General features: G+C 58.5%; 12 protein-coding genes and 1 tRNA gene. 6 read left to right on the top strand and 7 right to left on the bottom strand.

Annotated elements, in window-relative coordinates:
* Positions 1 to 85 precede the first annotated feature (85 nt).
* The 3 genes from ACY69P_RS00350 to ACY69P_RS00340 all read right to left on the bottom strand — a co-directional run bounded on the left by ACY69P_RS00350 (position 86) and on the right by ACY69P_RS00340 (position 2,232).
* Positions 86 to 1,243, bottom strand: a complete 1,158-nt coding sequence (locus tag ACY69P_RS00350; protein WP_462326193.1) for an O-antigen ligase family protein — start codon at positions 1,241 to 1,243, stop codon at positions 86 to 88.
* Positions 1,244 to 1,263: 20 nt separating this feature from the next.
* Complete coding sequence (locus tag ACY69P_RS00345; protein ID WP_462326192.1) at positions 1,264 to 2,025, bottom strand: putative nucleotide-diphospho-sugar transferase; 762 nt, start codon at positions 2,023 to 2,025, stop codon at positions 1,264 to 1,266.
* A gap of 120 nt (positions 2,026 to 2,145) precedes the next feature.
* Positions 2,146 to 2,232 (bottom strand) — tRNA-Leu (locus ACY69P_RS00340).
* Between the two features lie 191 nt (positions 2,233 to 2,423).
* Here ACY69P_RS00340 and ACY69P_RS00335 point away from each other — a divergent pair.
* Complete coding sequence (locus tag ACY69P_RS00335; protein ID WP_462326191.1) at positions 2,424 to 3,365, top strand: bifunctional riboflavin kinase/FAD synthetase; 942 nt, start codon at positions 2,424 to 2,426, stop codon at positions 3,363 to 3,365.
* 3 nt (positions 3,366 to 3,368) lie between these two features.
* The gene (locus tag ACY69P_RS00330; protein ID WP_462326190.1) at positions 3,369 to 5,159 is read left to right on the top strand and encodes a chloride channel protein; all 1,791 of its coding nucleotides are present in this window, start codon (positions 3,369 to 3,371) and stop codon (positions 5,157 to 5,159) included.
* 97 nt (positions 5,160 to 5,256) lie between these two features.
* Here the strand turns inward: ACY69P_RS00330 and ACY69P_RS00325 are convergent, their stop codons facing one another.
* On the bottom strand, positions 5,257 to 6,021 hold the full coding sequence (locus ACY69P_RS00325) for a class I fructose-bisphosphate aldolase (RefSeq protein WP_459900199.1): 765 nt from the start codon (positions 6,019 to 6,021) through the stop codon (positions 5,257 to 5,259).
* Positions 6,022 to 6,232: 211 nt separating this feature from the next.
* Between ACY69P_RS00325 and ACY69P_RS00320 the strand changes: the two genes are divergently transcribed.
* Complete coding sequence (locus tag ACY69P_RS00320) at positions 6,233 to 7,402, top strand: THUMP domain-containing class I SAM-dependent RNA methyltransferase (protein ID WP_462326189.1); 1,170 nt, start codon at positions 6,233 to 6,235, stop codon at positions 7,400 to 7,402.
* A gap of 348 nt (positions 7,403 to 7,750) precedes the next feature.
* On the opposite strand, the gene ACY69P_RS00315 is transcribed toward ACY69P_RS00320, so the two are convergent.
* The gene (locus ACY69P_RS00315; RefSeq protein WP_462326188.1) at positions 7,751 to 8,005 is read right to left on the bottom strand and encodes a hypothetical protein; all 255 of its coding nucleotides are present in this window, start codon (positions 8,003 to 8,005) and stop codon (positions 7,751 to 7,753) included.
* A gap of 135 nt (positions 8,006 to 8,140) precedes the next feature.
* Positions 8,141 to 9,436 (bottom strand): NOL1/NOP2/SUN domain family protein, encoded by a 1,296-nt coding sequence (locus tag ACY69P_RS00310; protein ID WP_462326187.1) that lies wholly within the window; start codon positions 9,434 to 9,436, stop codon positions 8,141 to 8,143.
* Between the two features lie 282 nt (positions 9,437 to 9,718).
* On the opposite strand from ACY69P_RS00310, the gene ACY69P_RS00305 reads away from it, so the two are divergent.
* The 3 genes from ACY69P_RS00305 to ACY69P_RS00295 all read left to right on the top strand — a co-directional run bounded on the left by ACY69P_RS00305 (position 9,719) and on the right by ACY69P_RS00295 (position 13,532).
* Positions 9,719 to 11,407 (top strand): FG-GAP-like repeat-containing protein, encoded by a 1,689-nt coding sequence (locus tag ACY69P_RS00305; RefSeq protein ID WP_462326186.1) that lies wholly within the window; start codon positions 9,719 to 9,721, stop codon positions 11,405 to 11,407.
* Between the two features lie 168 nt (positions 11,408 to 11,575).
* Positions 11,576 to 12,610, top strand: coding sequence for a TRAP transporter substrate-binding protein DctP (dctP, locus tag ACY69P_RS00300; RefSeq protein WP_462326185.1), 1,035 nt, complete (start codon positions 11,576 to 11,578; stop codon positions 12,608 to 12,610).
* Between the two features lie 25 nt (positions 12,611 to 12,635).
* Positions 12,636 to 13,532 carry an RluA family pseudouridine synthase gene (locus tag ACY69P_RS00295; protein WP_462326184.1) on the top strand — a complete coding sequence of 299 codons (897 nt, stop codon included), beginning with the start codon at positions 12,636 to 12,638 and terminating at the stop codon, positions 13,530 to 13,532.
* A gap of 75 nt (positions 13,533 to 13,607) precedes the next feature.
* Here ACY69P_RS00295 and larE read toward each other — a convergent pair whose 3' ends face one another.
* A complete protein-coding gene (gene larE, locus ACY69P_RS00290) occupies positions 13,608 to 14,351 on the bottom strand; it encodes an ATP-dependent sacrificial sulfur transferase LarE (RefSeq protein ID WP_462326183.1) in 744 nt (247 codons plus the stop codon).
* Between the last annotated feature and the right edge of the window lie 7 nt (positions 14,352 to 14,358).

Raw genomic sequence — 14,358 nt, 5'->3', positions numbered from 1 at the left:
AACCATTAACGAGTACCTCGAATCTGTCAGAGAAGAACGCTAGTAGGACACTTGAGTGGTGCCGAAGGCCCTTCACCAACCACCATTACGTACGAAAAGTTTGAGCTTTTTGAAGGTAGGTATACCCCCAGGACATACCAATCGGAAGAAAAACTATAAATGCCCCGTCTTTTCTATGAAGAATAAACTCAAAAAAACCTTGGGAAAATAAAAATGCGATTGTTAGAACCCCATACAAAAAATCTATTTTGTAACTTCTCCAAGCACTGCGCAACACGATAACAAAAAACAAAAGACACCCAAACAATCCCCACGAATAGAGAAGCCCCACATATAAGTTGTGGGCCTGATACATACCACTTTCGACTAATGGAAAAGTCTTTTTCAACCCTGCATAATTTTTCTTTATATATTCACTATGAAAGCCGTGGAATGAATTATGACTCTTCCCTAAAAAAGGATTTTCTTTAAAACCTTCAATCGCAGACATCCAAATTGGCACACGCGAAAGAAACGTACTGTCCTCAAGAGGATTTGTAACAGCACTTACAAACCTTTTGGCCTGACGACCTTCTATTATTACAATAGAAGAGACTCCTAGCAAAAAAATCAACATCAAAAAAAGCGTCATCCTAGACTTTTGCAATATACAATAAACAAAAAAAACAACAAACAAGCCTAAAAGTGATGCCCTTGCATATGTCAACACAATTATACAGCAAGGGATAATCAAACCAGTCAAAAAAGTAAAAACATTTTGACGCTGTTTACCAAAACCAAGATAAGCGCATATTGGCACAATACATAGCGCAGCGAGGACATTTGGGTGAATAATATAAAGCTTCAAGCGTTCTCCCATCCACAAAGACTCATCCACAGACAGTGCATAATAAGAAACGAACTGGACGACAAAGACACAGGGTAGAACGCACATCAGAATAAACTGAAGCTTTTTTTGTTGACATTGTGAAAGTGCAACACCGGACACAAACAGAGAGAGAAACATCAAAATTTGTTTTCGATCTAAAAGGAATCCACCACCAGAAAAGGATATTACAAGCAAAAACAATAAAAATAAAAAAAGATCAAAATATCCCGATGGACTCCATCTTTTCTTCAAAAGAAAGAGTGAAAATGTAGAGAAAACAAAAAGAACGGCCATTGCGATATACACATTTTTGTATACCCCCAGAAAAAAAAGCACCATAAAAAGCGTGCTATACAACAAAGAATGAGCGGTCAATTGCTTATCCCTACACAACATCATCTCTTCCTTTTATATACCAAGAATCTCTTCTTCCTGTTCATTGAAACAATAAAATCAACCACCATAGGGAAAAGACATACAATCCTGGAAAGAATAATGTACGTGCAATATTTGTTTTTTTTCCGAGCAACACTTTTACAATGAAAAACTCGTCCAGTTTTACACGTCACATCATTATAGTCATCGGGATCAATAAGCCCGACTTCAATATCTTCATAACACTGGGAACCTAACCCCTTATTGAAATCAACTGAACACAAAAGAATATCACTCAAAGCCTTCTGATCAGAGACATCTTCACCTGCACAACGGTCACGCCACAACTTCAGTAGACGAAAAACAGATTCTTTCGGCCTAAAGAAAATAAAACCAGAATTTATAAGACCATTCTTCAAAATATGTGGCTTATTTTCTCGAATTCCGCGAGGGGTGACACACATATCGAACCCGTCAAATTCGCTTTCTTCTATTCGCCCAGTTATCAAGCAATCTGAATCAATAGCGACACAAGGTCCATTCATACGCCTCAAAAAATCATCAATACATACCGGCTTATGATTTGCTATTATATGCCCCCGCGAATCAGACTGATCAAATCCTAACCCTGCGGATATCTTAAAGTCAGCATCCTTATGCTTCTCACGAGACGGGTCTATATCATAAATATACAAACGCATCCCGCCATGAGACTGCATCGTTTTCTGCAAAACACGCGCAAACCGCATAAACTTATGGTCTGCACAAGTAATAAAATTCATTTTTATCCCCTTCAAACAAACATATCTCTATTAGTCTTGAGTATGCCCTTACGATATCTTGCCCAGAAAACCAACGAAAAAAGGCTTCCAGCATTATGCTGGAAGCCTTACTTTCTTGAGTGGTGCCGAAGGGGAGAGTCGAACTCCCACGAGCGAACGCTCACTAGACCCTGAACCTAGCGTGTCTACCAATTCCACCACTTCGGCACTCGGTGGACGGCCTGTATAGCTTGGGGGCGCTGGGTTTTGCAAGTACTTTTTTTAGGTTTCTTTTTGTCCATTTTTTCGGGCAGTTATAAAACTGCTTTCTTCACAGATGTTTCACGGCTTGAACGACATGCTGATTTGGGGTAGCACATGCCCTCATCATATCCCTAGACTCAAAAGGCATCACCCACATGATCGTCATCCGCAACATAGAGGACATCCGAGACAGCCTGCGTGGCGCGTGCGTCACCATTGGCAACTTTGACGGGGTCCACAAGGGGCATCAGAAGCTGCTGGCCAGAACGCGCGACAAGGCGCGGGCAAACCATCAGGAATCCGTTGCCATCACTTTTGACCCGCATCCCCTGCGGGTTCTCACTGCATCGAACACTCCGCCCTTTATCACCCTTCTGGACCAGAAGCTCCAGCTCATCAGCGAGATGGGCATTGAACTGTGCGTGGTTTTGGAATTCACCCGCGACATGGCGGCGCTGGATCCGGAAAGCTTTGTGCACACCTACCTCGTGGACGGCCTGAATACGCAGGAACTCGTCATCGGCTACGACTACGCCTTTGGCAAGGGCCGCAAGGGCAACTACGAGATGCTCACCGCCCTTGGGCACAAGTACGGCTTTGGCGTGGAACGCGTTGGCCCCTATATGCACGGCGACGCCATCGTCAGCTCCACCCGCATCCGCGACCTCGTGCAGGCCGGAAATGTGTGGGACGCGCGACCGCTGCTGGGGCGCTTCTACACCGTGACCGGTACCGTCCAGCACGGCGCCAACCGCGGCGGCCGCTTGCTGGGCTTTCCTACCGCAAACCTGAAGCTGGTGGATGAACTGTCGCCCGGGCTTGGCGTCTACGCCTGCTGGGCCATGGTGGACGGCGTAACGCGTCCGGCTGTAGCCAATATCGGCTACAACCCCACCTTTGGGAACGACGCGGTTTCCGTCGAGGTCCACATCATGGACATTGAGAAGGACCTGTACGGCAAGGACCTGACGGTCAGCTTTGTCCAGCGCCTGCGCTCGGAAAAGAAATTCGACGATCTGCAGCAGCTCATGGACCAAATCTCACACGACATCAACCTGGCGCGGACCATCCTTGCCAGCTCCGAGGCGCAAATGTAAGCCATGTTTACCAAAACCATAAAAACGCTCTACTCCATGTTCCATGGCCAGACCATGCGCTGGATAGGTCTGTCACTGGGCGTGGGCGTCTTTTCAGGGCTTGCCGCCGTACTCTTCTTTACGGGCGTGGAATATCTGAAATTCGTCTTCATCCATCAGTTTGCGGGCTTTACCCTTCCCGGCCCCGCGGGCGAAGAGATCTTCCACGGCCCGGCCGGTGCCTTCCGGCCCTGGCTTATCCCCATCATGACCACAGCGGTGGGTCTTGCGTCCGGCTGGCTCATCATGCGCTTTATCCCGGACTCCGTTGGTGGCGGCACCGACGGCACCGACGCCACCATCAACGCCTTCCACAATAAGGAAGGGAAAATCCCTCCACTTGTGGGCCTTATCAAAGGCGTCACCGCGATGTTCACCATCGTTACCGGTGGCAGCGCCGGCCGCGAAGGTCCCATCTCGCAGATGGGCGCGACCATTGGCTGCTATATCGCGGACAAATTCAAGCTGACGACAAAGGAGCGCCGCATCATGCTGCTTGCAGGTGCGGCGGGCGGCCTCGGCGCGATTTTCCGCGCCCCCCTTGGCGGCGCACTCACCGCCATTGAAGTCATCTACAAGGAAGACTTTGAATCAGAGGCCGTTCTGCCTGCCGTCATTTCCTCTGTTATCGCCTATTCCCTGTTTTCCCTCTTCTTCGGCACAACCCCCATCTTCGGCATCCCCGAGTTCCACTTCACCAATGCGCTGGAACTGCCCTTTTATGTGCTGATGGCTTTTTTCTGCTCCTTCACCGGATGGTTCTACATCCGCACCTTTGAATTCATCAAATTTAAGGTCTTTGAGCCGCTCTCCCTCAAGCTGGGCCTGATGTGGGCCATGGGCCTCGGCGGCCTGACCATGGGCCTTTTGGGCATGATGTTCCCGCAGCTGCTGACAGGCGGCTACGGCTGGCTGGAACTCGCCATCAAGGGCGAGCTGGCCGTCTCCATCATGCTGGCCATCCTTGTGGGCAAGACCCTTGCCACGTCCGTGACCATCGGGTCGGGCATGAGCGGCGGCATGTTTGCCCCGGCCCTGTTTGTTGGCGGCATGAGCGGCGGCTTTATCGGCTTTCTGTCCAACAAGTACTTCCCGGATATTGTCACCCAGCCCGGCGGCTACGTGCTGGTGGGTATGGCGGCCTTCTTTGCTGGTGTGGCCAATGCCCCCATCGGCCCCATGATTATGGTCTGCGAGCTGACGCAGGGCTACGGCCTGCTTGCGCCGCTGATGCTGGCCAGCGTGGTGTGCATTGTCCTCGGCAAAAAGACCTCGCTGTACGAAAATCAGGTGGAGAACAAGTTTGAGTCACCAGCGCATATTGAGGACATGACCATCAACGTCCTCGAAGGCCTGTACGTGAAGGACTACTTCCGCCCCGGCCGCGTGACCACACTGGAGGAAGGCACCACCCTCAAGGCGCTGACGGACATCATCGTCGGCACCAACGAGCTCTACTTCCCCATCAAGAACACCGAGGGCGCCATTACGGGCATGCTGGGCATGAAGGACGTCCGCAAGGTGCTGTACGAAACCTGCCTCTTTGACCTCATCGTGGTGCGCGACCTCGCGGGCAAGCCCGCAACCCTCGTCCCCAAGGACGACCTGTACACCGCGCTCATGAAGTTCGTGGATACCGACTACGGGCAGATTCCCGTGGTGCACCCGGAATCCCCGCACACGATTATTGGCATCCTGAACCGCGAAGACGTGTTCAATGCCTACAAGAACGCCATCACCATCGCCACAAGCTAGCGCGAGCGCGCCGGCCCTTCCCCCACACGCAAAACGGGGCGCAGCCTTCTGGCCGCGCCCCGTTTTTTCATCATCCGCCGCCCGTGGGCGGCTCACACTATTCGCCTGCGCCGTGCACAGCCTCGCACACAGCGGCAAGGGCCTTCATAGGCTCGCCATGCTGGAAAATATTGCGCCCAATGGCGACGCCGGACGCGCCGGCCTCAAGGGCCTCCTGAATCATGGCAAGGAAGGACTTCCAATCCGGCTGGCCCGGACCACCCGTCACCAGCACCGGCACCGGGGACTGCTCCACGGCGTGGGCAAAGGATGCGGCGTCCCCGGAATAGGGCACGCACACCACATCCGCGCCAAGCTCGCCGCCAAGGCGGATGCAGTGGCCGATGAGGCTGGGGTCCAGCTCGTTCACGATTTGGCCGCCAAGGGCGTAAATCACGGCAATAACGGGCAGGCCAAGGAGGTGCGCCTCGTCGGTGATGGTGCCGAACTCCTGCAGCATGCGGTCTTCAAGGTCGTTGCCGATATTCACATGCACGGACACGGCGTCTGCGCCCAGCCTATGGGCCTGCTCTACGGAGCAGACAATGCTTTGGTTGTAGTTGGGCAGGCCGTGTTTGGTTCCGGCAGACAGCTGGATGATAAGATTCGTCTCCGGCTCCACATCTGCGGCCTTGGCCCGGGCGAGGCCCTTATTGAGCACCACGCCCTGCACGGGCAAGGTTGCTGCGCCCGCGAGGAGTTCGGGAAAGGTTTCGATCCCCTGAAGCATGCCGTCGCTTGCTCCATGGTCCAGCGGCAGGATGACCGAGCGTGATGTCCGGGTGTGAAACAGCCGCCGCAACCGTCGGGTCGTTCCAATCATATCCACCTCGTTGTTGAGTTTTCGCCCTGCGTGTTCCGGAGAAAAGGAACACACAAAAGCGTCAATGATAAAAGAAAGTTATGGCAAAAACGAACAGGTTTCACACCACCCTTTCCGGTGCGCCGCGCTCCCGGCCTGCGGGAGCAGACTTGCCTGCGTTGCAGGTGTACCCTATGTTCCGCCAACGCGCCACATGCGCAAGGGAGTCGCCATGAGCATATTTGAAACGGAACACACCATACTGATCACCTGCGCCAAGGCTGTAGAGCCTTTTGTCGCCGAGGAGCTGGTCCAGCTGGGCTTTGACGTCACGGCCGAGCGCCCCGCCGCCGTGGAAACCACAGGCACGTTCACGGACTGCATGCTCCTGAACCTGCATCTGCGCACGGCCCACCGCGTGCTCCTTGAACTGGCGCAGTTCCGCGCGGATTCGCCGGACGCGCTGTACCGCGAAGTCTCGCGCCTGCCATGGGAGGATATCATCCCCGCGGACGGGTACGTCTCCGTGGTGGCCTCCGCCCGCACCGAGGCGGTGCGTGATGCCCGCTTTGCCGGCCTGCGCACCAAGGATGCCATAGTGGACCGCATCCTCAAACACAAGGACCGCCGTCCAGACTCCGGCCCGGACCGAAGCCGCGCCGTGGTCTCCCTGTACTGGCACGACGACAGCGTGACCCTATACCTTGATACCACGGGCGAGCCGCTGTCCATGCGCGGCTACCGCAAGCTGCCCCACCGCGCGCCCATGCGCGAAACCTTGGCGGCCGCCGCCATCCTTGGCACGCAGTGGAAGCCGGGCGCGCATTTCGTCAATCCCATGTGCGGCAGCGGCACCCTTGCCATCGAGGCGGCCCTGCTTGCCACCAACACTGCGCCGGGGCTTCTGCGCGAGAATTTTTCCTTTATGCACGTGTCCGGGTACGACGCCGGGGAATGGTCCCTCATGCGCGAGGACGCCCTCAAGCGCCGCACGGCGCCAACCGGACGTCTCATCGCCACGGATATTGACCCCAAGGCCGTGGCCGCCGCGCGCAAGAATGCCGAGGCCGCGGGCATGGCGCGCGCCATTGAATTTGACGTGTGCGACTTCCGCCGCACCACCGTCCCCCCGGCCACCGAAGGGGACTGCATCCTGCTCAATCCCGAATACGGCGAGCGCCTTGGCTCCGAGCGCGAACTGGAGCCCATCTACACCGCCATTGGCGACATGTTCAAACAGTCGTGCCAAGGCTACACCGGAGCGGTCTTCACGGGCAACATGCACCTTGCCAAGCGCATCGGCCTGCGCACCCGCCGCCGCATTCCGCTGTTCAATGGCCGCATCGAGTGCCGCCTCTTTGTCTATGACCTCTATGCAGGCACGCGCAAGGCGCGTTCCTGACCGAGGTCTTCCCGCGTGCGTCCTCTCCAGCCCGGCTCCTGAGCCGGGCTTTTTTTTGCCCTTGCGCCGGGCGGTTTAAGGGCGCTCACGTTTTGAACATTCTGCCCTGCGCCCCCAATCCGCCCCCCAAAGCCCCATGTTCGTAACTTTCCAAAAGTCAGGTCCAAAACAGGAGCGCAACACGCCCGGCGCAAGGGCTGCAGGGTGACAAACAGGTTACGAACATTCGTGAACACGAAAACGACACGACGAACACACTTTTGGGCAAACGGCCCGGCCCTGTCACAAGCACATCGTTATTCCCGTCAGAAAAGAACACGTGAAAAGTCAATTTTTCAGGGACGTTAATTAACAAACGAACATCACGAACAGACCAACTCCCACAACAACAAAACAAAAGAAAGAAGAGAAGAAGAAGAGAGAGGGGATGTCCCAAACCGGGCGGGAGCGCATCCAACCGCTGCGACAAAAGCAATCAGAAGAAGCCGAAAGTGGAAAAGCCACAAGAGGCACCATCAGCATATCACCCGACACGACACCAGAAGCTTTTACCAAACCCAGCCAAAAGCACAGAAACACCAAAACCAACACCATGATGGTCAACGCCCCACATCTCGTCATGCCACAGGACACGAAGACAAAGACAGGCCATGAAAGGAACCGATGACCTTTGGGCAAAACAAAGCGGGACACTCCCGAAGAAGTGCCCCGCTCAAAACGGTCCACAAACCGTCACGGTTACCTGTCAGACCACAACACGCGCTTTCCCTTCACGGCAAGCCGGGCAAGAGGGCGCCCATGAAACGACAAGCCTGCCCACTTCCCAGACTGCGGCGCCGTCAGGCTTTGGCCGGACAGCAGCTGACGAATAACGTCAATGGACGACGCATCCACAAACCGCTGCGCGTCACCGGGAAGCAGCGCGCGCAGCCGGGCATCGGGCTTAAACTTCTTGCCCGCAAACTTTCCTACCGGGAAGCCCTGCCAGCGCATGGCACGCGGAATAATGCGTAGCGCGTGCTCATGCAGAAAATAGGTATTCTCCCCAAAACGGTAGACCTCTCCCGGTGGCAATCCAGCAAGGTCCGCTCCGGCCTGCGCGCACAGGTCACGTTCCGCGCGGGATAACGGGCGCCCCGGAAAGTCGCCCTTGCCGCCCGGCACAGGCGCGCGGTCTTCTCCGCCGCCTTCCGGCTTCACAAACCGGGCGAGGAAGAATCCTTGTCCGCCCTCTTGACCGCCGCCCACACGAAGAACGCCTTCAAGGTGCGCCATGGTCGGCGCGTCCACCTGAAAACCCGGAGGATGCGGCAACGGGTCCAGGGTCAGGCCCAACTCGCGGATGGCGAAATCGGCCTGGGTTTCATTTTCGCGTGCATTGGTGGTGCAGGTAGAATACATCAGCCGCCCGCCGGGCCGGAGAAGATCCACGGCGGTACGCAACAGTTCACGCTGCAGGCGTTCCAGCGGTTCGGTCTTGTCCTCGCTCCACATCTGCATGACGTTGGGATTTTTATTGACGGTGCCCCACCCCGAGCACGGCGGATCCAGCAGGATGGCATCAAAGGAGCCGGGCAACAGCGGGAGTTCCTCGCCGGGGAAGGAGCACGTGGCGGCGTTGACCGCGTTCATGCGGTGCAGGTTGCGGCGCAGGGTTTCAAGGCGCGAGCGGTTTGGCTCGTTGCCGATGACAAAGCCCTCCGGCCCCACAAGAAGCGATAAAAGACTTGTCTTTCCGCCCGGACTGGCGCACATATCCAGAATTGCCGACCCGGGGGCCGGGTCCAGATACAGGGGCGGCAACATACTGGATTTGTCCTGAATGTAGATGAGGCCAAAGGTGTTGGCGAGGCTGCCACCAAGGGGCGCTGGCTCCTCGGTAAGGTGGTAGGCCACATCGGAAAACGGCTCCGGCGCAAACCGGTAGCCCTCGGCGTGCAGGAGATCCAGCGCAAGCTGACGGTCCTGCTGGGGACAGGCCAAGCGGAAGGTCCGTTTGGCGTCCGTGGTGGGAATGGTGGTTGATTCTGCCATGGTGTGTGTTGTCGAGGGTTGATGTACGGCTTTCAAAGCCTCGGAACCTACGGACTGCGCGCCCAAAGCGCAAGCGCAAGGTGGGGGCCACCGGGTGGTCCGCGCCCATGTTCTGCATGGACAAAGTTAGATTTTGCGTCCTTACGCAGAAGGTGCTACACAGGTCTTCCTTTCCGAACTGGAAATGAAGACCATACTGAACGACACCATCGTGCGGAGGCGGGGCCGGCTTGGCCCGCAGTCCGCGCTTTTGCAATCTTTTCTTTCAAGGAGCTGAAATTCATGGGTTGTGTGCGTTATCTGGCGACCCTTCTCATGGCGGTAGCCATCCTCCTGCCCGGGCAGGCTATGGCTGCGGAACTGGCCAAGACCTTTGCGGTCCTTCCCTTCGCCATCAATGGTCCCGACAAGTACCAGTACCTGAGCCGTGGCATTCAGGACATGATGATTTCCCGCCTTAGCTGGGAAGACCATCTTGAACCCATGAGCAAGGACGACGTCGCCGCCAAGGTGAACAGCGCTCCCGATTCCGACGCAGCCGCCGCCAAGGCCCTTGGCGCCCTTGGTGCAGACTACCTCGTCTGGGGCAGTGTGACCATGGTTGGCGAGCAGTGCAGCGTGGACGTGCGCGTGTCCCACAACGACGGCGCCGCCTGGCCGCAGAGCGTGCAGACCGACATCGGCGGCCTGATTCCCGCCCTTGAAGGCATGGCCGGCGACATCAACGACCGCATCTTCAAGCGCCCGGCTCCCGCGCCTCAGGCGGCCCAGCAGCAGCCCGTGAACCGCATGAACCCCGAGCTCATTTTCAACGAGCGCAAGGACGGACAGCAGTTCTACCTGAATCCGCAGTTCCGCTACTCCGGCGGTTCCGATACGCCCGGACGCTGGAGAAGCCCCCGCCTTGGCTTTACCGCTCAGGGCATGGTTGCCGGTGACCCCGACGGCGACGGCCAGAATGAAATGCTGTTTATCAGCAAGAACACCCTGTCCGTATACCGTTACGACCGCGGCCGCCTGCGCCTGCTGGCCGAGGTGACCCCCTCGCGCCGCATTGAACTCCTGAACGTGAACCTCATCGACACCGATAGGGACGGCGTGCAGGAAATTGTGGTCTCCGGCGTGTACGAGCACGACCTCGACTCCGCCATGAGCCGCAACGGGCGCAATACCCCCAACTCCTACATCTACCACTTCGACGGTCAGGCCCTGAAGCCTGTGGCCGAAGATCTGCCCTATTTCATGCACGTGGTGCGCATGCCGCCCACGTTCTCCCCCGTGCTTATCGGCCAGAAGGCCGGCCGCCTGCGGACCTTTGACTCCCCCATCCACGAAATGGTGCGCATGGGCGGCGAGTTCCAGCTGGGCAAGCGCGTGGCCGTGCCTGAAAAGGCCAACGTCTTCAACATCGCCTACCTGCCCACCAAAGACGGCCACAAGCTGCTGCTGGTGAACAAGCAGGACCAGATTGAAGTGTACACGCCCAGCAACGAACTGCAGTACACGTCTCTGGATCAGTTTGCCGGTTCGCAGCTGGGCTTTGAACTGCCGGATACCCTGAGCGGCCTCGGCACCGCCCGCGACCAGTACACCAACATGTACTACATCCCCCTGCGCCTCGTTCCCACCAATCTTGATGGCAACGACAGCTGGGAGATTCTGGTCAACAAGAACATCTCCGTGGCCGCGCAGTTCTTCGAGCGCTACCGCTTCTTCCCCAACGGCGAAATCCACTCCCTGTTCTGGGACGGTGTGGGTCTGAGCCTGTCGTGGAAGACGCGCCGCATCAAGGGCACCGTGTGCGACTACGGTCTGGCCGACATCAACAACGACGGCGTGCGCGACCTGTACGTCGCCCTGAACACCTACCCCGGCCACTCCGGCCTTGGCCAGCGTAAGGCCATGGTGATCAGCTACCCCCTCGACCAGACCAAGATGGACCCGGCCACCCCGGTGGAGCGCGAGCAGTAAGCCGCCTCCCGCCATATGGCACCCACCAGCCCCCGCAGCATATGCTGCGGGGGCTGTTTTTGTTTCCGAGCGTGCCGCGGGGGAATATTGCCCGGACGGTTTTCCTTAGCGTGCTGGGCGTGGTATGGTGGGCGGAAATATGTGTCATGCATAGCAGGGAGTGTGCCCGTGCGCGTTGTGGTCCGGATTGTTTTTGGCATTATGGCCTGTGTGGCGTTGTCGCCGCCAGTTTTGGCGGAGCCTCTCCGCCTGCGCTATGCCAATTCGCCCCCGGCCTCCACGTTCCCGTGCATCCAGATGGAGCGCTGGGCCGATGAGGTGGAGCGGCGCACCCAGGGCGCTGTGGAAATTGAAACCTACCCCGGAGCGACCCTTGCCGGGGCCGGGGATATGCAGCAGGCGGTGGCCGCGGGAACCGCCGATATCGGGTGCGTGTCCCTGCCCTTTGCCCAGCAAAAGTCGCCGGTGTGCACCCTGTTTGAAGAGCCCCTTGGATTCACCTCCGCCACGGTGGCCTGCGCGACGTTTTGGGATATGTTCCAACGCTATTCACCGGCCCAGTTTCAGTCCGTGAAGGTGCTCACGGTGTTCACCTCCGGCCCCAGTTGCCTGATGAGCAAGGTGCCCGTGCGGGGCCTTGCGGACTTTGAGGGCCTTGAGGTGCGCGCCATCGGCAACGGCCTTGATATTATCCGCCGCCTTGGTGGTGTGCCGGTTTCCCTGCCCATGTCCATGACCGGCGACGCCCTGCACAAAGGCACGGTCAAAGGCGTGCTGTCCTCGCTTGATGTGCTCATGGATATGAATTTTGCCGAGTATTGCCGGTATCAGGTGGCGCTGAACCTGCACGTGTATCCCTTTGTCGTGGTCATGAACCGCGCGGTGTGGGAAAGCCTGCCGCAGGCGGTGCAGCAGGTGATGGAAGACCTCTCGCGCGAGCATGCGGTGTGGACCGGGCAGTACGTGGACGCCCATACCCGCAAGGCCGTAAGCTGGGCGGTGAAGCGCCATCAGGTGCAGTTTCTTGTGTGGCCGGAAGCCGACCTGCGCGATACCCGTGTGAATTTGGACGTTGGCGTTACCCGGTGGATGAGCCGCGCCCGCGACGCCGGATACCCCGCCAGCCAAATGGTGCGCGATGTGGTCCGCTTCAAGGCCAAAAACCGCAAGCGCTATGGCGCGTACATCCCCTCTTTTCCTTGAGGCGCAGTTGCGCTAAGACCGCCCCATGCCACCCGTACAGCATCTTGACGTGTCCGACGCCGAATCCGGGCAAAAGCTTCTGCAGTTTCTCCAGCGCCGTTTGGGGAATGTGCCCCGCTCTCTTCTTATGCGCCTTGTGCGCAAGGGACAGGTGCGCGTTGATGGGGGCCGCAAAAAGCCCTTTGACCGCGTGAGCGCCGGGCAGGTGGTGCGCGTGCCGCCCATCCGCCTTGATGATGCTCCAGCCCCCTCAGTTGCCGGGCCTGCGCTGCCCGTGGCGTACGATGAGGGCGGCGTCTTGGTCATCGTCAAACCCGCCGGCCTGCCTGTGCAGCCCGGCACCGGACATGCCGACGCCGTCACCGAGCGCCTCAAGGCGCAGTATGCGGGCGCGGCGTTTACTCCCACTCCCGCCCACCGTCTCGACCGTGATACCTCGGGCCTGCTGGCCTGCGGTGCAACGTATGCGGCCCTGAGGCACCTTCAGGAGGCTTTTCAGAGTCATACGCTAGGGAAATACTATTTGTGCTGGACAGAGGGCGCATGCAAGGCGGGAACGCGCCTGACCATGCGCGACACCATGGAGCGCAGCGGCGCGCCCGGGCGCGAGAAGGTGCGCACCGGTTCGGGCAAGGATGCCCACGCCCGCGCCCTGTCGCTGTACACCGATGGCGCGGCGACGCTGTTTTGCGTGCGGCTGTTCACCGGGCGTACGCACCAAATTCGCGTGCAGCTTGCCGGGCGCGGCTATCCCCTTGTGGGGGACGGCAAATACGGTACATCCCGGGGCAACCAGCGCATGCTGCTGCATGCCTGGGCTTTAGCGTGGGATGAGACCTTTGTGCGCCGCGACCCGGACTGGGCCGGACGCTTTGCCGTTGGCGGCCACGTGCCGGATGATGTACGCGAGCTTGATATGTAGAGGACGGACCATGCAGGAGCGAAAAGGGGGACCCTTTCGCAGGTGATGGCGCGTGACGGCTTGGCCGGGCGCGCCTTATTTTTTGCCCAGGCCGCTGGCGCGGTCAAAGTGGCCGCTGACGGCGGCGGTGAAGGTGACGGGCAGGCGCTCTGGCACCGGGCGGCCGGCGTTGGCGGGATGGGCGTGCAGGCGCAGTGCGCCGCCCTCCTCCACGCGCACGCGGAAGTCTGTCCAGCCTTCGCGGGTTAGGCGGTCCTCCAGCGCGCCAAGGCGGGCCAGAAGCGCTGGTGTTGGCCGCACGCCGTAGGGAAACCGCGTGAGCAGGCAGGGCCGCGCGGGCTGGTCCGGGTGTGGCAGACTCAGGGCGCGCGCCAGCGTGTGGATGTCGTCCTTGGTGATGCCCGCTTCGGCAAAGGGGCTTCGCACGCCCAGTTCGGCAAGGGCGCGCAGGCCCGGGCGGTATTCGCCGTGGTCACTGGCGTTTGTGCCGTCAAGGAGTGCTCCCTTGGGGGCGGCGCTCCGCGCGGCGGTAAACAGGTGGTGCTTGCAGTGGTAGCAGCGCTCAGGACCGTTGTCCGCCACACCTGGAACGCGCAGTGGATCCACGGTGATGATTTGAAACGGCAGCCCAAGGGCCTCCAGCCACGCGCGGGCGGCGGCGGATTCATCGGGCGTCAGGTGGGGTCCGGAGATATGCAGGCAGGTCATGGCCGCGCCAAGGCGCTTGGCCACATGGGAGAGCAGGCGGCTGTCCAGCCCCCCGGACACTGCGATGGTGCCCGGGGCGGCCGAACGGATATGCGTCAGGAGCGCCTGCATTGTGAGG

It is taken from the genome of Desulfobaculum sp., from assembly GCF_054921475.1.
Note: the sequence above shows the minus strand (reverse complement) of the source record. Positions and strands in the feature narration are given on the sequence as shown.